Source organism: Bdellovibrio sp., from assembly GCF_036384735.1.
In the GTDB taxonomy this organism is placed as follows: Bacteria; Bdellovibrionota; Bdellovibrionia; order Bdellovibrionales; family Bdellovibrionaceae; genus Bdellovibrio.
On sequence record NZ_DASVLT010000043.1, the window covers coordinates 50,259 to 72,433 of the forward strand.

The 22,175-nt window shown below is 45.4% G+C and carries 21 protein-coding genes; 3 read left to right on the forward strand and 18 right to left on the reverse strand.

All coding sequences use genetic code 11. The annotated features are described in order from the left end of the window. Positions 1-5: 5 nt before the first annotated feature. Both VF412_RS12135 and trhA read right to left on the reverse strand, forming a co-directional pair. Entirely contained in the window at positions 6-971 is a 966-nt protein-coding gene (locus VF412_RS12135) for a beta-sandwich domain-containing protein (RefSeq protein ID WP_331339513.1), read from the reverse strand. 429 nt (positions 972-1,400) lie between these two features. Beyond that, positions 1,401-2,033, reverse strand: coding sequence for a PAQR family membrane homeostasis protein TrhA (trhA, locus tag VF412_RS12140; protein WP_331339514.1), 633 nt, complete (start codon positions 2,031-2,033; stop codon positions 1,401-1,403). 121 nt (positions 2,034-2,154) lie between these two features. Between trhA and VF412_RS12145 the strand changes: the two genes are divergently transcribed. After that, positions 2,155-3,045 (forward strand): S1 family peptidase, encoded by an 891-nt coding sequence (locus VF412_RS12145; RefSeq protein WP_331339515.1) that lies wholly within the window; start codon positions 2,155-2,157, stop codon positions 3,043-3,045. On the opposite strand, the gene VF412_RS12150 is transcribed toward VF412_RS12145, so the two are convergent. From VF412_RS12150 to VF412_RS12165, 4 genes are read right to left on the reverse strand one after another with little or no spacing between them, the layout of a single operon-like run. Further along, positions 3,036-3,809, reverse strand: a complete 774-nt coding sequence (locus VF412_RS12150) for a TatD family hydrolase (protein WP_331339516.1) — start codon at positions 3,807-3,809, stop codon at positions 3,036-3,038. The genes VF412_RS12145 and VF412_RS12150 overlap by 10 nt on opposite strands. Positions 3,810-3,818: 9 nt before the next feature. Then, positions 3,819-4,769 (reverse strand): DNA polymerase III subunit delta', encoded by a 951-nt coding sequence (locus VF412_RS12155; protein ID WP_331339517.1) that lies wholly within the window; start codon positions 4,767-4,769, stop codon positions 3,819-3,821. A gap of 13 nt (positions 4,770-4,782) precedes the next feature. Next, positions 4,783-5,418: a dTMP kinase gene (gene tmk, locus VF412_RS12160; protein WP_331339518.1), complete on the reverse strand. Its 636-nt coding sequence runs from the start codon at positions 5,416-5,418 to the stop codon at positions 4,783-4,785. A gap of 57 nt (positions 5,419-5,475) precedes the next feature. After that, positions 5,476-5,946, reverse strand: coding sequence for a hypothetical protein (locus tag VF412_RS12165; RefSeq protein WP_331339519.1), 471 nt, complete (start codon positions 5,944-5,946; stop codon positions 5,476-5,478). Between the two features lie 144 nt (positions 5,947-6,090). Between VF412_RS12165 and secG the strand changes: the two genes are divergently transcribed. Next, on the forward strand, positions 6,091-6,504 hold the full coding sequence (secG, locus tag VF412_RS12170; protein WP_331339520.1) for a preprotein translocase subunit SecG: 414 nt from the start codon (positions 6,091-6,093) through the stop codon (positions 6,502-6,504). 41 nt (positions 6,505-6,545) lie between these two features. Beyond that, positions 6,546-7,352 carry an AgmX/PglI C-terminal domain-containing protein gene (locus tag VF412_RS12175; protein ID WP_331339521.1) on the forward strand — a complete coding sequence of 269 codons (807 nt, stop codon included), beginning with the start codon at positions 6,546-6,548 and terminating at the stop codon, positions 7,350-7,352. A 31-nt stretch (positions 7,353-7,383) separates the two neighbouring features. Here VF412_RS12175 and VF412_RS12180 read toward each other — a convergent pair whose 3' ends face one another. The 12 genes from VF412_RS12180 to VF412_RS12235 all read right to left on the reverse strand — a co-directional run bounded on the left by VF412_RS12180 (position 7,384) and on the right by VF412_RS12235 (position 22,172). Continuing rightward, positions 7,384-8,127, reverse strand: a complete 744-nt coding sequence (locus VF412_RS12180; protein WP_331339522.1) for a dienelactone hydrolase family protein — start codon at positions 8,125-8,127, stop codon at positions 7,384-7,386. 7 nt (positions 8,128-8,134) lie between these two features. After that, positions 8,135-9,211: a phosphatase domain-containing protein gene (locus VF412_RS12185; protein WP_331339523.1), complete on the reverse strand. Its 1,077-nt coding sequence runs from the start codon at positions 9,209-9,211 to the stop codon at positions 8,135-8,137. Positions 9,212-9,253: 42 nt separating this feature from the next. Beyond that, positions 9,254-10,858, reverse strand: coding sequence for a penicillin-insensitive murein endopeptidase (locus VF412_RS12190; protein WP_331339524.1), 1,605 nt, complete (start codon positions 10,856-10,858; stop codon positions 9,254-9,256). Between the two features lie 102 nt (positions 10,859-10,960). Then, complete coding sequence (locus tag VF412_RS12195; RefSeq protein ID WP_331339525.1) at positions 10,961-13,159, reverse strand: hypothetical protein; 2,199 nt, start codon at positions 13,157-13,159, stop codon at positions 10,961-10,963. Between the two features lie 179 nt (positions 13,160-13,338). After that, positions 13,339-14,223, reverse strand: coding sequence for an alpha/beta hydrolase (locus tag VF412_RS12200; protein ID WP_331339526.1), 885 nt, complete (start codon positions 14,221-14,223; stop codon positions 13,339-13,341). A 21-nt stretch (positions 14,224-14,244) separates the two neighbouring features. Further along, positions 14,245-15,060, reverse strand: a complete 816-nt coding sequence (locus VF412_RS12205; RefSeq protein WP_331339527.1) for a class I SAM-dependent methyltransferase — start codon at positions 15,058-15,060, stop codon at positions 14,245-14,247. A 14-nt stretch (positions 15,061-15,074) separates the two neighbouring features. Next, positions 15,075-17,018: a DUF4105 domain-containing protein gene (locus VF412_RS12210; protein ID WP_331339528.1), complete on the reverse strand. Its 1,944-nt coding sequence runs from the start codon at positions 17,016-17,018 to the stop codon at positions 15,075-15,077. A gap of 102 nt (positions 17,019-17,120) precedes the next feature. Next, the gene (locus tag VF412_RS12215; RefSeq protein WP_331339529.1) at positions 17,121-17,612 is read right to left on the reverse strand and encodes a DUF3015 family protein; all 492 of its coding nucleotides are present in this window, start codon (positions 17,610-17,612) and stop codon (positions 17,121-17,123) included. Between the two features lie 114 nt (positions 17,613-17,726). Then, the gene (locus VF412_RS12220) at positions 17,727-18,734 is read right to left on the reverse strand and encodes a DUF429 domain-containing protein (protein ID WP_331339530.1); all 1,008 of its coding nucleotides are present in this window, start codon (positions 18,732-18,734) and stop codon (positions 17,727-17,729) included. Further along, positions 18,680-19,672 (reverse strand): galactokinase, encoded by a 993-nt coding sequence (locus tag VF412_RS12225; protein ID WP_331339531.1) that lies wholly within the window; start codon positions 19,670-19,672, stop codon positions 18,680-18,682. The genes VF412_RS12220 and VF412_RS12225 overlap by 55 nt, the downstream gene beginning before the upstream one ends. After that, positions 19,672-20,637 carry a DUF4340 domain-containing protein gene (locus VF412_RS12230; RefSeq protein ID WP_331339532.1) on the reverse strand — a complete coding sequence of 322 codons (966 nt, stop codon included), beginning with the start codon at positions 20,635-20,637 and terminating at the stop codon, positions 19,672-19,674. Before VF412_RS12230 ends, VF412_RS12225 begins: the two co-directional genes overlap by 1 nt. Next, entirely contained in the window at positions 20,637-22,172 is a 1,536-nt protein-coding gene (locus VF412_RS12235; protein WP_331339533.1) for a GldG family protein, read from the reverse strand. The genes VF412_RS12230 and VF412_RS12235 overlap by 1 nt, the downstream gene beginning before the upstream one ends. Positions 22,173-22,175 lie beyond the last annotated feature (3 nt).

Sequence of the window (22,175 nt, forward strand, 5' to 3'; positions counted from 1 at the left end):
CGGTCTTAGTAGCGAGATACGCTCAATGATGGGTACTCTCGAGAAAGAACTGTGACTAAGATGTCAGCACTGCCGCCCATAGACTCCACGCTGATATCAATTGTTGTTACACGATCACGCAAGTTCAACACTTCAGACACGGCTTTGTCGCCCGCATAGAAAGTTGGAGTTTCACGGTATTCACGAACATCAATTTGACGACCTGACTCTGTATAGACCGTTGCGGCATGAATTCTAACACCAGCCGACAACGCACGAACTTCGAGTTGGTCTACGTGAACTGGGCGAGCCAAAGTTAGGCGAACCCACTCACCGCCGGAGCGACGTGTGATGCTTGAAACTTGAACAGAGCCGTCGCGGTTAGAAACTGGCGGTGGAGGTGGAACCGGACGAACTGGTGCCGGTGGTTGAATAGGAGCTGGATTGTAAGGAGCTGGACGACCGCCTCCCATTCCCATGTCTCTGCCACCCCAACGAACTTGAGTTTCTCGCGTTTCATACCAAGAACCGTCAGGACGAGTGCAAGCCACTCCACGAGTGTCCTCAGTACGATTATCAAGATAAATGATGCTGCGGTATTCACGGCAGTATTCGCCTGTGTATTGATTGTAACCTTCACGAGTTGTCGTGATACGACCACGAGCTCCCGTGCGAGATCCGTAAGAACGGCCATCCCAATCGCAGTTGCTGTTAAGACCACCGGTCAAAGCGCGATTTTGCGCATCCGCCAAGGCACGACGGTCGTTGTCGTCCATATTGGCGCCAACTTTATTACCAATCAAAGAACCCGCAACAGCGCCCACGATAATAGCTGCTGTTTTACCGTTACCTTTACCGATATTGGAACCAGCAAGACCACCGATAACACCACCGATGATTGTTCCGATATCAGCTTTAGAAGCATGAGCAACGCTGGCAGTTTGCGCAACAGTCGTTACAAGCAAGGCACCTACGATCATTCTTTTCTTCATAATAGACTCCTTAAGTGTCTAGATAATTTGAAAACGAAAACCCATAATCCAAAAGATATGCCACCCTAACTGGTAGCAAATCGCCCTCGAGATTTTTTACTCGAGCGAGCATGTGCGTTGTCATCACAGGTGTTAAGAATGGACGTAGCAAAGAAAATAGAAGGCGCACAGCGTGAGCCGGCGACGTTCCACAAACACTCCATGAAAAGACTCCGGAATGCCTAATCCAAACTTCGTGCCGGGTGGTTTTCGAGACCACTCTCAATTTATAAGAGTTTAGGGTCAAAGTGCCCTGTCTCAGAATTAGACAGAGCAGCCAAAGAGGTCACTTTCAAAGACAGCAAAGCCCCCAAAGTCACAAGATTTTGACCGTTCGAGAAGAACCGCCGAAGGGGGTGGGACAATGGAAAAGAGGAGGCATCCTCAAAGCTAGACGACGTACATGAGAAGGCAAAGATATTGGCAAAGGCTTCCACCAATAACAAACATGTGCCAGATACCGTGGGCGTGAGGGATCTTTTCATCATTCAAGAAGAAATAAAACCCAACCACGTAAGACAAGAATCCCACCATGATCAGCCCGAATCCAAATGGAGGCACAGACGCGAATAAGATATGCAAGACCGGAATCACCGTTGAGCTCATCGTCAGGTAAATCAGATTTGGAACAAGACGACTTTCAGGTTTGAAAAATAATTCTACGAAAATGCCAATCGCTGCTAACGTCCATACGGTTGAAAGCACGGACCAACCACGGAATCCCTGAATTGCCAAAATCATATACGGAGTATAATTCCCCGCGATCTTCAAATAAATTCCGATGTAGTCCAAACGCTGAAAGAATCTTTTCGATGGTCCATGCGAGGCGTGATAAAGCACTGAAAGAATATAAATGCCGACTGTTGAAATGCTATAAATCGAGCATGTGATCACGCGAGACATGTCGTGCTTGGCCACTGCCGAGAACATCAATAGGCAAACTCCGCACGCGGCACCCAGTGCTGCTGCCAAATGGCTAAAGGTATTAAAACGTTCTCCGTCTTGGACTGCGATTTTTAACATTAAATTAAAGTTAAAGCTCTTGCGTCCAGAGCGCAAGATGCTTCAGGACTCCTTGGAAATTTTTTTTGTGTTTTCGCAATCGCCCCCAGGCCGTGATTCTCTTTTTCCCTCGAAGAAAGATATGGTTCTCGCTTTGGAGGTTGATGTGATTCGCGCGTTTTCATTTCCGATGTTCTTCGCCTTGGTCTTGGGTCTTGCAGCTTGCAGTCCTCACTCATTTAACTCGTCGGAAAATCTTGACGGGTCTGCTGGAATTTTAAACGGTGAGCTGAAAACCAATCGAGATACGCCAGCTTCTCGGTCCGTTGTTTTGATCGAACTATTGAATCGCTTCGACCAGAGTCTCACATTTTGTTCGGCCGCCCTGATTGGGCCCCACACTCTTATGACAGCTGGCCACTGTTTTGATCCAAGGGTGGCTGGACCCGTCACAAAATTTCGGGTGTTGTTTGAAAGCCACTATTCTTCGTGGGGAAATCACTTGATGCTGAATGGGACCGCCTTTAAGCAACATCCACTTTATAATTCGACGAGATTGTACGACCACGACGTGGCCATAGGCTTGTTCTCGGGAAATATTCCTCCAGGATTTGCTCCGGTGGCCATTGATACGGATACAACCGCAAATTATTCCAACGAAACCGTTTATGCCTATGGGTATGGGCGCACGAAAGACTATACCGGTATCCCTGGCGAAGATCTTCGCGACTCCACGGGAACTTTGTATCGAGGGGCCCTGCGCATCACCTCTTACAATGATTTAGCGGATCGGTATTGGACCTCTCCGAACACACGTGCTCATTTATGCCAAGGCGATTCGGGAGGGCCGCAGTTCCTGGAAAAAAACGGCACTCTGAAAATTGTCGGTGTTAATTCCGCTTCATGGGGCGAGATGCTGCCCAACGGAGTTCGCAGTTGCGCAGGAAAATCCCAAGCAACAAAGGTAGCCCCCGCTTCGGGCTGGATCAGATCGACTGAAAAAGAATTATTGCAGACAGCGCACTACCACTGAATTTTAGGGAACATTTTTAAAGCGTTGAGCTTGGTCTGCTCGGCCAATTGCTCTTCGCTGATGCCTTTAAGTTCTGCAACGAACTTCGCAGTGTGCACCACAAATGCCGGAGTATTTTTCTTCCCACGCATCGGAATCGGAGCCAGGAATGGCGAATCTGTTTCAACGTGAATACGATCTAGCGGCAACATCTTCACAATGGCACGAAGTGAATCCGCATTTTTGAAAGTCACGACACCACTGATAGAGATATTAAATCCCAGATCCAAAGACTCGCGCGCTAGCATTTCTGTGCCGGTGAAACAATGAATGATTCCGGTGACGTCTCCTTTGAACTCTTTTAAAATTTCAACGGTGTCTTCATCAGCATCGCGAGTATGAATTTGCACAGGCATCTTTGTGCGTTTCGCAATTTCAAGTTGGGCACGGAAGGCCTCACGTTGTTCTTCACGCGGCGATTGATCGTAGTAATAATCAAGCCCGATTTCACCGATGGCGACAACCACTGGATCACTCACGTGATCTTCAATAAATTTACCAATTTCCGGCGTGTACACCTTGCCGTCGTGAGGGTGAACTCCCAACGTACAATACACTTCAGGATAATATTTGTGTGCGATGTCCAAAACAGTCTGAAAATCACCAGGCTCGGTCCCGATCGTGATCAAACGACGAACGCCCGCAGCCTTCGCATTTTGAATCGCGGCATCGACGCCTTCTTCCAACATATTCAAGTGAGAGTGAACATCAATCCATTGTTGCATGGTTTAAGTTTACCTTAATTCCTTGGAATGCACAAAGTACTCTTCCATCACAAGCTGAGGGTCTCTGTTTGCAGACAGGGCTTGTTCTGCTTGAAAGGCCATTTGGATTAACTTTAAAAGCATCTCGCGATTGCATTCGGCCAAGGTCTTAATCAATGGAGCTTGATCAATATTGGAAATTTGAGACTTCGCATTTTCCTGCAAAAAGATCGCATCCTTAAAGAAGCCCGCCCAGTATGACAACAAACGCTGACCTTGAAGACGATCTTTGAATTCAGATCTCCACATGTCATTCACGATAAAATCGTCGTCTTTCAAAAAGACATTTAAAATATCGACAGATTTTTGGCGAAGTTCTAGTTCCGGGCCATCTTGCAATTGATTCAACTTTTCGAAACTACCACCGGCAGATTTCAAAGCCCACGCGGGCGCTTTCACACGTCGCCCCAGATCTTCAATGCTTAAGGGTTTGAATCGCACGATGCGAGAACGCGAACGAATCGTCGGTAAGATTCCTGCGACACTTGGCGCGATTAAAAAGAAGAATGTGCCTTCAGGCGGCTCTTCCAAGGTTTTCAAAAGAGCATTCGAAGTTTGTGGATTCATGGTATTGGCTTGATCAAAAATGATCACACGATTGCCACCCAAACTTTTAAGACTTAGGAATTCCAAAACTTCTTTAGCTTGTTCCATCTTAATGCTGGCACCAGAAGGTTCGATGATGCGCAAGTTTTCATGTTGGCCATTTGCCACACGGAAACAAGAAGGGCATTTGCCGCAACCGCTTTTGGATTGCGGGCACAACAAGGCTTGCGCCAAACCGATGGCCGTCGTTCTTTTACCGATGCCACTGGGACCGACGAACAAATAAGTCTGCCCGGGCTTTCCAGCTTCAAAGGATTCAATCATCTTTTGGATGATGCCTTGATGTCCTAGAATAAAATCCACGAGCCTTTTCACGACTGAAAATTCCTTATTTCAAAATACCACGCTCTTGCAGAGCATTCAAAAGTTGTAAGTACAATCCATCTGGAGTTTCTCGCGCATCCAATACCAACCATCCTTGCGGATCATCTTTGGCTTGCTTTAAGAATGAACGACGAACTTTTTCGTGGAAAGAATCGGCCTCAGACTCGATACGATCCTCTGACTCGCCGGTTTGTTGACCACGACCTTGACGGCGTTTGCGAGACTCCTCAACGGAAAGATCTAGCAAAACTGTGAGGTCTGCTTTCAAGTTTCCAGTGGCGAAGTTATTCAATGCTACAACATCGGCCTCAGAAATTTCTCGGCCGCCACCTTGGAAAGCCACAGAGCTTGCCGCGAAACGATCACAAAGAACCCAGACATTTTGTTGAAGTTTAGGACGAATGATTTCTTCGACGTGTTGAGCGCGGCTTGCTTCATAAAGCAAAAGCTCTGCGCGGGAAACTGGAGCCGGTCCATCCGTACGAAGAATCATATTGCGAATTTCATCGCCTAGCGGAGTGCCACCGGGTTCGCGAGTTCTATGGAAAAGGATGTTTCGTTTTTGCAGCTCTTTTTCAAGTGCCAGCATCAACGAACTTTTACCAGATCCATCGAGTCCCTCAAAAACTAGAAACGCCATTCCCACCCCTTCTTCAGAGGCTGTTGTCGGCGATCCCCCGTTCTGGGTCAACTAAGATTATTCCTCTAACAACCAGTTGCCGGATGAATTTTTATGATACTTAAAAACTCCCGCATCTTGCTTAGCAGTAGAAGTAGATCCGCCTGTTTGTTGAGCAATCAATTGCAAGGCGTTGCCGAAGTTAAATTGACGAGCCTTGCTAGGGTCCACAGTGCCCGCGATCTTCGCCAAAGTTTTTCGCATGGCCGCAGGGTATGTGGTGACTGTGACCTTGGCGATGGCGAAATTCTCTCCTTCGATTTTGACGTCTTCCGTTTCAAATTCGCTGTGTTTTTTGAGATAATCCACATAACCCTGGCGAAGGAAATCAGATTGCGGGATCATATCTTCTGCTTCTTTTTTGAGCATTTCATCATACTTGGATTCAGCCTGGGCTGCGGCGAGTTTTTTCACCGCTCCTTCATTGGAAGTGCACGAAGTTAGAATCAAGGCCGCCGACACAAAGATTAAACCTAGGATTTTTCTCATAACCCATTTTACGGACACCACTCACATTCTGCCAAGGCCTAGGTACGCCGTACCTTTTTGCGATGCATTGCATTAGTTGGGTTTGGGGGTGGACGAAAAGGTCTCTTTATCTTTATATTCTGGGATCTTTGGGAGATCTGATAAATGAATACTTTCGTTGGAATTGTGCACATTCTAGTAGCTCTTGTTTTGATCGTTCTTGTTTTGATCCAAGACTCTAAAAGTGACGGCGCTTTGGGAATCGGTGGCGGCTCAGGTTCAAAATCTTTGTTGGGCGCGACTGGTGCACAAACTTTGGCTGGTAAAATGACAGTTTGGGCCTCGATCATCTTCGCTGTGACTTGTTTGACCCTTTCTGTTTTGACTTCTTCAAATACAAAATCAGTAGTTGATACGATGCCTGCAACAACAGCTCCTGCTCCTGCAGCAACTGCAGTACCAGCCGCGCCGACTACGGCGACAGCTCCGGCTGCTGCAACAGCGGCGCCTGCGGCCTCTGCAACTCCAGCAGCTTCTCCTGCAGCAACGACAGCACCTGCTGCTCCTGCTACAAAGTAATTTAACTACTTTCTCAAAAAGTTCTTCGTTATAGTTTTACTATGACGAAGAACAACCGGATTATTCTCGCTCTTATTCTCTTAGGTGTTATCAGCTTAGCGCTGTCACTGCTCATTGCTTCTCGTACTGAAAAACAAAGACCCGGCGAAACGGCCTTAGCGCGCATTGAGCTGAATCTCGGCAAAGTTTTTATTCTTCGCAAAGACATGACTCAAAAGGAAACTCTTTCAAAAAGGGCTTCTCTTTACCCACTGGATTCCGTTGAAACTTCTGGTGATGGCGATGCCACGTTAGAGTTTGACTCTGCTTATCGTATCCGTGTGGAAGAAAACTCCCTCGTCACATTGGATGAAGAAAACGATCGTATCGTGATCATTATCAAACGCGGCGATGTTCAGGTAGAGAACTTTGGTCGCGAAGGCAGCGTCTATGTTTCCCGTGATGGCGTTCGCTGGACTGCCACAGACTACGAAAACAGTTACAAGAAGCAGCCTCAGCCGCAGACTCTTCCCGACCTGGCGCCAGCGGGCGAGGCATCGCCAACAGCAATCGGTAGCGCTCAACCAGGTTTAACATCTGACTTCATTCAAGAGACCTTGCGCCTACAACGGGCCTCATTCTTTAAATGCTATACACAGTTGCTGCAAAGAACCCCAGGAGTTGTGGGACAAGCTTCCATTAGCTTCACTATCGAAAGATCCGGCAAAGTATATAACGCCGAAATCGCCTCATCGTCGATTAACGATAGTACTTTTAAAAAATGCCTGATCGATGCGATTCGCAGAGTCGAATTTAAGTCCTTCTCGGGCGATGCCATCTCGACAGTCTTCCCACTTAAATTTGAATAACAAAAAAGCCAGCATCAAGCTGGCTTCTCGATTAATGTTTTAGAACCCGATCGAAAAGCTCGAACAATGTTTTCCAATGTTTTTGTTCGCCTTCAGCGTTGTACATCGGCATGTCTTTCATCGTCCAACCATGTGGGCAATGCGGATAAAGTTCTGTTTTGTGCCTGATGTGATTTTCAGTCAAAAACATTTCCACTTGCTCCATCTGAGCTGGTGGCATGTGTTGATCGTTATCAGCATGGCCCATATAAACTTCGGCTTTAATTTTGGGGAACCAGTGATGCGGGCTCGAAGGATCATTCCAAACTGCATTTCCAACATGGTAAGTGGCAACAGCCTGGAAGGTATCTGGAAAATTTCCAGCGGTTCTTAAAGCGTGAGCCCCGCCCATGCAATAACCGACAGTGCCCATTTTCTTTATATTCACTTGCGGCTGAGCTTTGATGAAGTCAATAAAAGCGCGAGCATCTCTTTCAGCCATGTCTGTTTTTAATTGCGATGCCACTGGCATAATTTGTTCAAATAACTTCGCACGATCCGGCAAAACGGAGTAATCAAAAACAGGCGCGCGACGTGTGCGATAGAAAAGATTTGGCGCAATAACGAAATAACCTTTCGCGGCCATTTGATCTGCCATCTCTTCAATGCGCGGACGTAAACCAATGGCATCGATGTAAAGCAAAATAGCCGGCAGATTTTTCTGTCCTTCTGGATAAGACACGTAAGTGTCACAAATGCCATCTTGCGTTTTTAGATCGATTGTTTTCTTATTCATAAACGTCCTATCGATAATCGTGAAGATAATCAATGCGCTCGGGAATCCACGGTTCGTGAGCTCCCTCCATTTCATACACTCGCCCGTCGACAATTGTTTTTTCTTTCAACGGTGCGACTGTTGGATTGTACGATGGATATAACAAACCTTTTTCGATAAAGAAGGTGCGCGCTTCTTCGTACGCGGCTTGACCGAGCACCCCACGACGGATGAATTCGTCGAAACTTTTCATCAATTCTTCCGGAGTATAGCCATAGTTATAAACCATGTCTTGAATGACACTATAAAGACCCTCAAGACCGATACGACGATCTTGGAAAAGATCTAAAGCCACTTGAAACGTATTGTAAGTCGCAAGAGTTCTGCGACCAAATTTTAAGTAATAATCAGGATCTGTATCTGTCGCAAGATTGATGTAGATTTTTTCAACCGGATCATTTTCTGGAATGCTTGCCTGCAATTCCAAAATAGTATCCACTTGCTCGCCAGATACATTGAGTTTCTCAAGAGTCATACGAATCTCGTGGGCGCTCAAACGACGTGAACAGATATCAGAGTATAAATTATAAATGATGGCGTCTGTTTCGCTGTCATCTCCCCAACAGATTTGTCGAAGATTTTCAGCCAAACGAGTTCTTAGCTGCAAGAGAGCTTGCAGCTTATAACCCACCTGTTTCGTCAAACGCCAGAAACGACCTGGGCGGATATTTGCTAAATTATCTTTATAGAAACAACCGAAAGGACGAATGTTATCAAGAGCGAATTTTTCCGAAATTCTTTCTTCCATCTGCGGCGGTGAAGCCGTAATGAAATAGATTGGGAAATACATATAGCCTTTTTGGGCTTTGCGATACTCTGACAGAGACTGCAATAAAGCGTTTGTGCCCGGAACGTTTTTCTTATTCAGCGCTTTTTCAAGAACGGTCGTCAACAGACCTGAAAGCGAATCGATGGTTGTATCAAGATATGTTTTATCGAGGTCCCACAAAAAGACCTCGTCATGACTCTTTTCCATTCCCTCGGAAACGTAACGGAAAAAAACCACATCGCCATTCATTTCACTTCGTTCTCGCCAATCAGCCATGATCTGATCTTTACAGCGAATGGCGACCTTGGCAAGATTTGACTAGAATGCGCAGCCAGTTCCTGGAGCTGGGTCCACCATCTGACGGCAACGGACCTGCGCTTGCGAACACTTCACTCGCATGTGGAAGTGATTATAATGACTTTTCTCAGGACGCAGACGGCGCAAAGTCTCATATACAACGCCAGCCTTATCATTTTGTTTGATCTCACCATTTTTGATGGCAAGTTGACACAAGCTCGCTTTCAACGTCGGGTGAATAAAGATACGGTCTACATAATTTGAGCTTACTGCATATTTCAAAAGCTTCCATTGTTCATCGACGTTCCAAGCAGGAATCGGAGTGCCCGAAGAACCCGACGACAGCGCCGAATAAAGGTTTCCTTGCAACTTAGGATCTTTGAAATAAAACGCAATGTCGGCATCCAAGCCATTCGTATGAGAGGCATGACTTCCTAAAGCCCCACCCTTTTGCCTCGATAGATCGCCAATCGGTAAAACATAGCCCGGCATTTCCTTCTGAGTGAACAGACCCATTCGAGAAATCATATACACAAGCTCTGCCGAACCATAATAAGTCTTACGACGTGGATTGACGACATTGAAGCCCGCCGGCGAATGGTCTTGCTCATATGCTAGTAAGTTCGATGCATTTTCCAAACGACCGCTGCTTGTCGGGCCAATAACCTGATCCAACTTCTGCGGATTGCTATTTTTAATATCCATCGGAGTCGTCGGCTTTACTTTCAAAATTTTCTCGATGTCGCCTGGAATATCACCCACGTAACGACCGCGCGACTCTTTATCATCATCGACATCTTCATCTTGGATTTTTGGCTTCGGCATCACCTTTTTCAGAGTTGGCTTATCCGCAGGTTTTGTCTCTGTCTTTGGCACCTCTGCTTTAGGCGGCTTCGGAGTTGGTGCCGCTGGTGTTGCCGGCTTCGCTGGCGCTTCTACCTTGGGAGGTTTGGGCTGTACTGGCACCGGAGTCACCGGCTTCGCAGGAGCTGGCTTGTTAGCCTCTGGCGGTGTGGCTGGAAGCGGTTCTTTTTTTGGTGTCTCGTTTGACTGGTGCTCGTCATTTTGTTGATCACCACGGTGAATAGCATGATTTGGCTTCGTTTCTTCTTTTGCAGGCTCGCGAGCTTCAACTTGATGGTGGTAGATCTTACTACGATATTGAACATAAATATCAACGAATGAATCGGCACAAGATTGATTCTCGGCCAAGCACGTTGCTTTCACACCAACTTTCACATCAGGCGGCAATGAGGGTTGATTTTTCGTTCCATTCATCACCACAAAACCGTCTTTATCAACTTGGCCTTCGAGATCTAAATCCACTACAATAGGATTTGCTCCATCAATAGGCTTCACATTGACTTTACCATGAAGAAGCAAAAGCTTCTCGCCACCGTCGTATTGAACCGCCATATCTTCGATAGACGTAGCACCATGAATAACTTCATAAGAGCCTTCTTTATTCACAATAGGCTTCGGCGGAGAATAAGTGGTATTTACCGTCGGTTGATTATCAGCAGTGTGATTTGCAACAGCAACATTGGAAGACGCTCCCCCGTTTTTACTTGGGGAACAAGCTGCGAGCGTCAGTAAAAAAAGAAAAGGCCAGCGAGTGAACTTCATCCTACTGGCCTTCTTGCAGGATCTATGCTTCTTTATTTTGGATTCGGAAGCGATAGATCCGTTTTGAGATGTCGAACTTTTAGATACTGCCCCTATTTGCGATTACAAAGTAGGCTGAGGGCAGTTCAAAGCATCAACTTTCTTTTTAAGGAAAAGAGCCCACTCAGATGAGTGATCTTTCACTAAAGCATCCTTCATAGTTTGAAGAGTCGACACAGTTGATTGCGATCCGCCATACATGGAGTATGAATTCGTCAAACCACGACACATTTGAACAAGAGTTTGATCCTCTGCGCGGTTGTCGTAGATATACGGAGAGATCATGCTACAGAATGACTCAATAGCAGAAAGATGATCTACAGCCGACGTCCAACGATTCCAAACGTCCTGCAACTCGCGGCACGCATTATCGTAAGCTGCCGTTCCCTGCTTCAAGTTGGCGGCGTTATATGACACGAGATTTAGAGCATCGTTCCAGTCTTTGTCCATCTGTTTCTTATTTAAGAACAAGCCACCAATCGTGTTGTTCACAGGATTCTGCCCAGACGCAGATTTCGCGTAAGCCGCTTGACGAAGAGAGTTCAAACCATCTTTGAACTTCTGCACCGCCGCTTTATGCAAGCCCTGAGTATAAGTGAACCACGCCATCACTGGAGAGTTAATGCCCATCGTACGTTGACCGAAAAGGCCCACGCGAAGACGATCCATTTCTGAATCAATTTCTGATTGAGTGAACGTGTTCGCATATTTCTTCAAGTTATCCAAAGAACTAGTCACGCGCTCCGCTTGCAATTGTTTTTGATTCAAAGCAGCCAAGTGAGTTTGGAATTGACCATAATCCGGACTCGCTTTCAAAGCTTTATCCAAGTTGTCCTGAGCCAATTTGATAATGCGCTTCGAAAGAGCCGCCGATTGCTCGACCGTTTCTACGAATGAACGGGTCGCTTTCGCACAGCTTGAAAAATCAGAGTTGATTGTAAACTGTTGTGAAGCCATTTGCACAAGGCTGTTCATCGCAATATTGCCAGAGAACTTCAACGCATTCGCTTCAGCAATACTTGTTGAACCATAAGCCACCATAGCTTTATTCACGCTGTCCAACATAATTTCCACGTAAGAGTTTGGTTGCTGCGCAATGCTCGCCAATTGAATACCGATTTGGCAGACTTTGATGTCATCGCTTGTGCTAGTGATAAATTGTTTATCCAAAGCCAACTGAGCAGAAGCTGAAGCCACGTCTTTATCGATATCAAGAGATGTGTTACTCAAAGCATTTTTCTGAGTCACAAGATTGTTAGTCATCTTTGACAAGTTGTGAATCTTGGCACTGAACAAAGATTGAGATTGAGAAATCTCTTGCGAGATTCTGCTAACTTGCTCATCACGGTTTTTGATCAAGAATTTATATTTTTGATCTAAACGAATAAATTGGCAGGTATTCTCAACTACGGCACGACGAGTTTGTGCATCTGAAATCTTTGTTGAGTTTTCAGTGACGATCTTATTCATAGAACTGATCGCGCTCGTGATCACCGAACCACCCACGATGAATGGAACTGCGGCTGTACCGCCTGTCATTGATGCCGCCATCAAAGCATAAGGAGTCAAACCGTTGACAATGTCATTCAACGCGAGAGCCACCTGACCGCCACTCATTTGGTCGCGGCAGTTCTTATTCATCACGTCCGTATTTGCAAATGTTGTCGCCAAAGAATTGGCAGCACGGATCGCCACGTCAACGTTATTCACGATTGTCGCTGCATTCTCTGGTTTTACAGAGTCTGGATTCTCGAGGAATCCATTCAGTGCCGTCACTGCATCAGAGATTTTTTTATTGTTATCTTGAACACCCTGAACGTTAATACCACTGCCGCCACCGCAAGATGGGGATCCCACCGCCGCATTTAAAGAGTTCACAGCACTCAAGATGTCTACGGCATCTGAGTTTTCAAACAAACTACATTTAAAGTCTGCTTTCATGTTTGCAACTGTCGTCATAGTAACGCCGCTGCCACCCTTTTGCTGTGTCGAGCCTGTGGTCGAACCAGAACTAGAGCCTCCACCAATCGTACCACCAGTAATTCCACCCGTTTGACTACCACCAGGAGTGATTCTTGGTGTTGTTGGAAACAAGTCATCCACGGATGTGCCTGTGGTGGGACTTGTTTCGATTGGGAAAAGGCTGGTATCAATGCCTTCCACTTTCGCTTGTCCAGTCTTTAAGCTCGCAGTCGCATGAACTTGCAAGGCTTGGAACTGGAGGGCGGTAATCATTGCGATACCGAGTCGACCCCATTTCATTAGGTACTCCTTGGCTAAAGGTTTTTTATCCGTTGAACTCTTGTGCAGATAAAATGCCAGGAACCAAGGCCCCTGAAAGACTCTTAAACTTGAGCTGATCTTTAGACGACTGTCTCATCTTTAGACAGAGTTATGAAAAACGGCGCCGGGCCTCATATATAGAGACCTCCAAATTTACATTAGTGATTCAAATATAGCAGGAGACGTTGACGAAGCTGGCCGTTGCGTTGTTCATAAAGATCTCCGTGTCGGCCGGGCACCATCCAAATTTCTTTGGGATCTTTTGCGGCTTCATAAAGCTCTTCCGAACTTTCTTGTTCAATCACGTGATCTTCTGTTCCGTGAATGAACAACATGGGAATCGGCGCAATCTGGGAAATCGGTTCTGGGGAATACTTATCGCTCACGAAAACATAAGTGACCGGTTGCAACCACCACGTCCACCATTGACGACTTAGAACTCGACGGCCCATTTTTTTATAAGAAGAAAAACTGGCTTCAATAATCACATTGCGAATCGGCACAGAGGATTTCATTTCCTCTACGGCGCGCATCGCGATGATTCCGCCCAAACTATGGCCATAAATAATCAAAGGTCTTTGATCTTTTTTTTCATGCAACCACTCGGCCGCAGCAATACCCGCCTCCACTGTATTTTCAGGATTTGGTTTTCCCGTAGAAAGACCATAGCCAGGATAATCGAAAATGAAATAGTTGTAGCCCGCATCCGGCAACCAACGAAGCATCAAGAAATGCGACGTGATGTTTTCGGCATTTCCATGAAAAAATAGAACAGTCCCCTTCACATCTTTTTGTGTCGAGGCAAAATACCAACCATGAATCTTATTTCCAGAAATCGTTGATAAAAATACGTCATCGGGATGCATATTGATCTTTGCGGGATCAAAGATTTTATTTTGCAACGGCATATAGAAAAATGACTGACAGCCTGTCAACAGAAGCAATGTGCAGTATTGCAAAATAATGAACAGCCAATTTCTATTCCAGAAATGACGTTCCTTCGAAAATATCGTCATATTCAAATGATGAAGTGATGTGAACATCAATGGCAAGACTTTAAGTGGCTATGTTCGGGCTCTGGCTTGCACAAATGAATAAAAGAATACGGCGTTGGGATCATTTGCAACCTTCGCCATTTCTTCTTTCATGCCTTCAACCACTTCTTCACTGACAAGCTTGGCACTGATCAATTGTTCGCTAGCGCTGAGAAGAAGTTCTGCCCAATATTCAATGCACTCTTTACGAGCTTGCGGATAGCGATTGTCTAAGAACCACGTTTTAATTTCTGTGTGAATGTCGTGATAACCGAGTTGCATAAAGAAGTTGCCAAGCTTTGCGCCAACGAAAGGATCACCTTTCTGTTCTAATTGATATTCATTGAACGCCATCCAGTATTTCCACACATTGGGTGAATAGGGATCGAGAAAGAACGAGGCGTTCATCACTTCGGTCGCATAGACAACCGAACCGGGACGAAGCACGCGGCGCACTTCAGAAAGAACACGAATAGGCTCTGGAACGTGTTCAAGGATCCAACACAAATAAGCACCATCGAAAGAATTTGCTGCGAATTCCATGTTGGTCGCATCCATTTCTTTCAAATCAAAACGACCTGCATAACCGGGGATTTGAGAAAGGTGATGTCTTGCTGCTGACAATTGCTTGGTACTGCGATCAATACCCGTCAGCTTGATATCAGGAAATCTGCGCAGAATGATTTCACTTTGCGCGCCGACGCCACAACCGACTTCTAGTAAATCTTTGACGTTTGAAAGATTCACGTTTTGGTAGACTGTGTATTCACCAAAACGAGCTTGTTTACGAAGACGTTCTTGCTCGTCTTTAGAAAAACCATGAAGATAAGGGAAATCCGCCGCCATAACCACCTCAAATTCTAGTAGTAATTAAATAACTGGAGCGAATATTCCTCAAGGAATCTCTGATTGTCATACACAGCGCGCAGCCCCCAAGTCTTTGTAAAGCTGTATTGAGTCTGTACGGAGGTCTTAAAATAATCTTTCACAACCCATGATGAGTCGCGGCGATACTCAACACTTGCCTGGGACAAAAGATACGGACTCCATTGGTAATGAGCCTCAAGCAAAGGTCCTAATCCTGCCCACAACTGATTTTCCGAATGAGCACCTGCATAGTGGACCTCCCCAGAAAGCTGTGCACTGACATCCAGATCAGCGAATTGGAAGGTCCAACCGCCCGCCATTCTTAAGATACCCTCTTGAATCGGAGCGAAGTTTTCGTTGTATGTACGCTCGATGCCCAATTTGAATCTCCAGGAATGATCCGGCATCAAGGACGACCAAGGCGATGCAGAAACCAACTCGAAAGCCGCAAAATTTTCCAATTGGAATTCTTTTCCATTATTGTCACCGGAATAGGAATTGCCGTAAGAAAAATCCAAATCAAAAAATGAAATCTGTGACGGACGTGGATAACCTATGGCTGGATCCAAACGATCATGCAAAGCAAATCGATGGGATATCAAACCAAAATCCTTGTCCTCTGTGGTGTGACGATATCCCACTCCCCAACGACCCGATGGATGGGCCAGATGAGGGCGGTCTTCCGGCGCTGGATCAATTTCAATTTTTTCTGGTTCTACAGCCAACTGACTGCGCTTTTCCAAGATACGCAACTTCAGCTGCAACTCTCGCCCAGCTTGCTGCACTTCCTTTGAATAGCGGAAATCAATATAATCAATGAACGCATCCAAAATTTTGGCTTGTGATTCCGGAGACATCTTGCTGTAAGCATCTGAAAAAACAAACTCATCTTGCACACGAATTTGCCGAGCCAGCTCTTTCAGTTCTTTTTCCTCGGCAGCATTGAGTAGCTTTTCCCTTTGCAAAAAAACCTGACGAATCGAAGGACGATACTTATAACCTTCAACAAGATCTGTCTTATTCCACAGAACACGAACGGTATCTGCAGGGATCACGTACTGATCTAACTTCGACAAGACATCTACTGATGGATCGGCGGCTTCTAAAATACTCAGCATGTGATAGGAACAATTTTCAGTCAGATACCAATAATCGATCTGCGCAGGTCCAAGCTCCCAGACATGAGCAATGACCATATCCACCGCTTCAGGCTTCAAACGCAGCTGATACTCCCACAGATCCCGAGACTCTGCGTTGTTGTATTCACGCACCTTAAAGTAATAGGGAATGGCTTTGAATTTCCCCTGAAACAATCCAAACAGCCCCTTAAAACCGTACAGGAATGCATTGTTAGTATCAGCTTCCGCAGCATAGTTGAGACCGTAATCCAAAAGCTCATAGCGCTGCCCATCCTGTGCCGGGGCCTTATTCACACGCAAGAACGTATGACCAAAAGCCGACGAGGGGTTATTCAGATAGTAACTGGAAAAAACGAGTGAAATCGATTGGCCTTTCATTCCTTTTGCAAAAGCAAGATAACGCTCGCAGATAGCATCGGGCCACTGAATTTTTTCAGACGCCAAATGCTTTTTTAACCAAGCATAGCGCGCAGGAAAACGACACTGAGCCTTATCATATGAATCTTTGATTTCATCGTCATGGAAGAACGCCGTGATTGTCGAGGTAAGCTCTGCATGCAGATCTTTTTTTCCATCCTTTGCAAAAAAGAAGTTGCGACTGTCGACCTGACTTTCTGTCGTACGAAAAAAATCTGTCTCGAAGTGCATCAACTTGCGCCACTGACGATCTTTATATAGTTGAGTGTCCTCAGAAAATTTCAAAACCTTATCGAGATCCGCCTTGGAACTCAAAGCCCAGCTTGAAGAACAAAATAGTGAACTTAAGATAAAAGCACTTAGCGCAGAGACAATCTTCATCGCTGAAAAGACTATCTGGTGTGGGTGCCGAAAGAAATAAAAAACGCAGTGGGTTTAGCACTGCGTTTTTATTTTTACTTGAAAAAGTAAGTTTAGATAAGACTACGCACCGCAAACGTTGTTTGCAGCAACAACTTGATTGATGTTTGCTTCAATAGCTGCAGGTTGCATATTCGTTTCAACGAAGATTTTGCTATAGTTCTTTTTCATAACTGGGCCCATAGCTTTGGCATCGCATTTCATCAAGTTTGCAAGACCAGCCAAAGTCTCACCTTGACCGCGTGCAGAGTCATTTGCCAATGCCACTTTGTTCACTTCGATGAACGCTGGAACTTCTTTACCAGATTTGAAGATAGCATCTTGCTGGCAGTTCAACGTACCAGTAGAGATACCGAAAGTTTGCGAACCAGAAGTGCCATTTGTCGTCGCAGCAAGAACTTGGTTACCATCTTGACCCATCAAGATTGAACCGAAACCGCAACCCGCTGATCCATAACCTTGGCCAGAAACTTCTGACAACAAACCTTTTTTACCTGCAGCGTGAGCAGCACCAGAAACCAAAAGAGCGATAACAACGTACTTTGCAAATTTCACGAAAAACCTCCGTATGTGAATTATGTGATTTCAAATTGTGTTCTTTTCAGCTGACACAGGCAAACAAAAACACATGGAGTCGATCTGGGCAATGGTCCAGTTTGAAAACCATTTTTAGAAATTATTCCACTTAATCGACGGAAGTGGAAATTCGATCCAATCCTCTGACTCAGGGAAACCAGCAGGACGAGGTTCTGTCAGACCTTTGAATTGTAAAAAGGCGGTTAATGCGCAGATGAATGACTCAAAAGCATGATTATTTTCAATCATAAGCTTCACGTCCTGATCATAAACGAACGCAACATTGTGGGTGCTAAGTGCATTTAAAATCACACGACGACTTTCATCCCCACCGATGGCGTGTTTATGGAAAAGCAAATGACTTTTCATTACATGAAGCGACCGACCAATCCTCCACACCGAAAGTTTCGGAAAGACTTCAATACATGGGGTACTCAAGCGTCGCTTGATGTACATTGCGCGAGCAAGCAAAGGTGCGCAGTTTGCTCCCATGGCATGCTGAAGAATGAACGGCTCCTCAATTTCTGTAGATAGATACATTTCCACGCAGCGCTGCGTGTAGGGAGTGAATAGCTTGCGTGGCTTCTTCCTCTTATGAAGTTTGCGCGTATAATCCCACATCCACTGAACATGAGGCTGAGGACAGGCCTCTATACCCGGACACTTTGGATCACACTGAACACAGAATGGTAAACGAAAAGGTACATCGAAGGCCACGGTATCAATGGTATTGTGATACTGATCGATGATCTCTTGAATTTTAAAATCCGCGGAATGCACTTCGTCGCTTTTAATTTTTTCAACCAAACGCGATAGAAAAACTTTTTTGTGCTTAGGATAGTATTCAACGATGGCAACACAGGCCTTATCCGTCTTGCCACCACCTAAAGAGATGCCAATGAAACGATGAACCTCACCAGCGTGAGTAGATTCGACTGCGGCTGCCGTCGTCTTTGAAGGCGCAAGCTTTTTGGTTGTCGCAACTTTTTTTGTTGCGACTTTCCCCTTCGACTTTTTCTGAATCGATTTCTTAGCGGTCTTCTTTTTTACAGCGGATTGACGGGTTTTGCGTCCATCACCTGAAAGCCGGCTTTTTGGCATGCGCTTGCCACTCCTTGTTTTTTCTCGGGAGGACACCAAACGAGAACACAGCCACCGCCTCCAGCTCCACAAATCTTAACAGCCTCAGCCCCATTCTGCAAAGAGAGTTCCTGCAAACGATGGATCTCAGGACTTGAAAACTCTGGTGCCAAGCGAACACGGGCCTCAAACTCTCGTCTAAAAAGCGAGCCGATTTCATTCCATTTCTCAGCGCGAACAGCATGTTCTGTTTCAATTGCAATTACTTTTAAATCCTTCAACGCTTGAATCGTTGTCGGATCTTTCGCAACAGAGTCTTTCATCACTTCAAAGTTATTTAATCCCGAGTGATGAGCGCGTCCCGTGTAAACAAGCATGAACTTTTCTGACAAAGGAGTATTTGTGACATTCAAAACTTCTTGCTTAATTCCATCATAGTCATAGTGAAGAATATTAAGCCCACCGGAAGCGGCTGGATAATAATCCTGCGTTCCCGTCGGAGTATTTAAAATCTCGGCCTCAATATTATGAGCCACCTGCGCCAGGTGATGAGCGTCCTTAAAAGGTTTTTCACAAAACTGCGCGAAAGCTTTCATCAAACCAATTGTCAGGCTTGAGCTTCCTCCCAATCCCCCGCCCACCGGGCTGTCAGAAGAAGTCTTTAAAGTGAATCCTTTTTTAGGTTTCCAGTAGCGAAGCTGAGTTTGCAACAAGATCATTTTTGGATCTGTATCAGCCAAAGCATCCATCAGATCCGTATAAGCTTTGCGGAGTTTCAAATCCGAAGCTTCAAGCACGATAGAGCCATCTTCGTGCGGAGTTAATTCCACCGTCGTGTACACATCAATGGCAACATTTACTGTAGAAGCTCCATTGATAAACAAATAAAGAGGCCACAAATCCAATGTGCCCCCTGCCAAATCGACTCGCGTCGGTGATTTAACTACGATCTTTTGCATTATCTTTTTTCTTTCCCTGCAAGCTGAGCCTGATCCTTATTATTATCATGCGAAGGTGAGCTTGGTTTCAAGTCCTCAATGCTGGCTTTAATATATTTATCCAAAGCCCCTGGCTCTAACTTCAAAGAAAACTCTGGATCAGAGACTTGCGCATAGATTTTCATATCCGCAGCCTGCCCCACCGAGGCATTCCAAGTTTTATCGCCTAACTTTAAATTCAGGGTAAATAATGACTTTAAGACTGGCATCTTATCGACAAACTCACTGGCTTTGGCATCTACCAGAACCTGAAGAAACTCACGAACCTTGTTCTGATCAAGGACGAAATCTTTCTTATTTGGCACAATCCATTTACCATCTTTCAGAGCAACTTCTAACGTCCCCGCTTTATTTTTGAGTTTGAAATCGTCGATAGAGGCAATCTTATGGCGAAGAACGCGGCGGTCGCGGAAATCTGTCACCTCTTTGCGTGCCCGATTTTGCCAAATTGAATTCACTATCAGAACACGGTTCTCGCCATCGCGGCGGGCAAAGGCATTTTCTTCAAAGTTCCTTTTTTCGGAAATCTCGAAAGAATTTTTTGCACCAGATGTTGTCATGAAAGTGATCTTTGCCAAAGGTTTGTCCAGACCGAAAGTGGACCAATCAATTTTGCCACCCTCTCTCGCAACGTCGATGATTTTCTCTGTGGCAACATTCTTAACAAAATCATCCGCCACCACATTGTCCGCCTGATCATGCAGCGGTGACGTCACATCCCAGCCATCCACAGAACGTTTCAATGAAATCACTTGGCCGCCACGATCAATCGTCACCTGATCGATCTGCTCAAAGTTCACCGTCAGCAATTGCGAATCAGTGAGTTTTTTATCTTCGATTTTTTTATCCTGCATATAATCGTAAACGGCATATCCACCAAACAATAGCAATGCCAAGACAAGAAGCGTGCGGCCTTTGAGTTTCATTACGCGTTTCTCCTTTTAACAAAGAGTCCAATACTGATCCCTAATAGCAAGATAGGGAATGGAATAATGAAAGCGAACAAGAAAACGGAAAACTTGGTTTCAGTCAAAAGAAGCTGTGTCGATTGAGGCTCTTTTGGCGTGATGCTGATCAAATTCTCTTCCTTCGCCAAAGCAGCAATGGAGTTTAGAATTAAATCACGGTTCAAGTTCTGGTACAGCATCTGGTTCGTCATAAAGTCAACGTCACCAGCAACTATCACTGTGAAGTCCTTCGCCTTCGCATCGTTTTGCCACTTGCCCGTGGCCTCATCAACCAAGGCAAAGCTTCCTTGGGCCGCATCACCTTTCAAGGCGATATTGTTGAAAGCCGCCGAGTTCGCAGCTGTCCGAACCAACTCGTCAACCGTCACGCCTTCGACTCCTTCAATCTTTTTTAGACCTTGAGGATAGCGGAAGAGTGTAAATTCATTCTGACCAAAACTTTTTGTAATCTGATTGGTGGGCGAGAAAATCGGCGCTGCTGTCGGGCCTTGGTTCACGCCTTTCCCCATCACTGTATCAACAACATTCATGACATAGTTGTTCTGAAGCTGAATGCCGACCTTTTTAATAAGCTTATCAAGTCCCATAGACATTTCCGGTTCCACGGCAATGAACAAGCTTCCACCACGTTTCAAATAATCTTCCAAGGCATTCACTTCAAACTCTTGAAAACTTTGAGAGGGACCAGCAACAATCACAACATCAGCATCGGCCGGAACCTTCGGAGCTTGCACCAAAGGCAACATTTTCACCGTGTAGCGATTGTTTTCTAACATTGATTTTAAAGAGTTCAATCCCAGCGCTTCTTTTGCATCGTCCAGATTTTTCTCGCCATGGCCGACCGTAAAGTAAATAGTCTTCGTCGAAGTGCGAGTCACCTTTACAAGAGCACTCGTAAATTCCTGCTCATCAATTTTTTCGATACGGTTGCGACGACCCTTGTAATCTAGGAATACAACGCCGCTGCCTTTATCAACTCCGAACTCTTTTGCAAGATCGGGTCTTTCATTGACTTCAACAAACTCAAGCTGAACTCGCGGGCTTTCATCCTGGTATTTTTTTATCAGCTCGCGGAAAGAACGACGATTGTCCTCGTTTCCTTCAACTCCTTTTTTATAGAAGAAATAAACTTTAAGATCCGAATTTAGACTTTTCACAAGTTGAATAGACTGTGGCGACAGAGTGTTAGTCTGCGCAGTCGAGAAATCCCAAGTCTTATAGTGCTTTCCACCTAAATAATTCACAACAATCAACAAGGCGAGCATCAAAAGGATCAACATCCCCATGCTCATGCCCTGTTTGGTCGTTTTCATCGTGAAGAACTCTTTGAGGAAGTGGCGATCCCAAACAATCGTCAACGCCAAAAAGAAAATGGCCAACGCCAAAGACACCCAGCAGAATGGAACCCACACGCCGATGATGTAACGAATGATAGACATCGAAACGAGAGAGATACCTGCAAATAACAGTGAAATTTTTCCGAGTTTACTCATCAC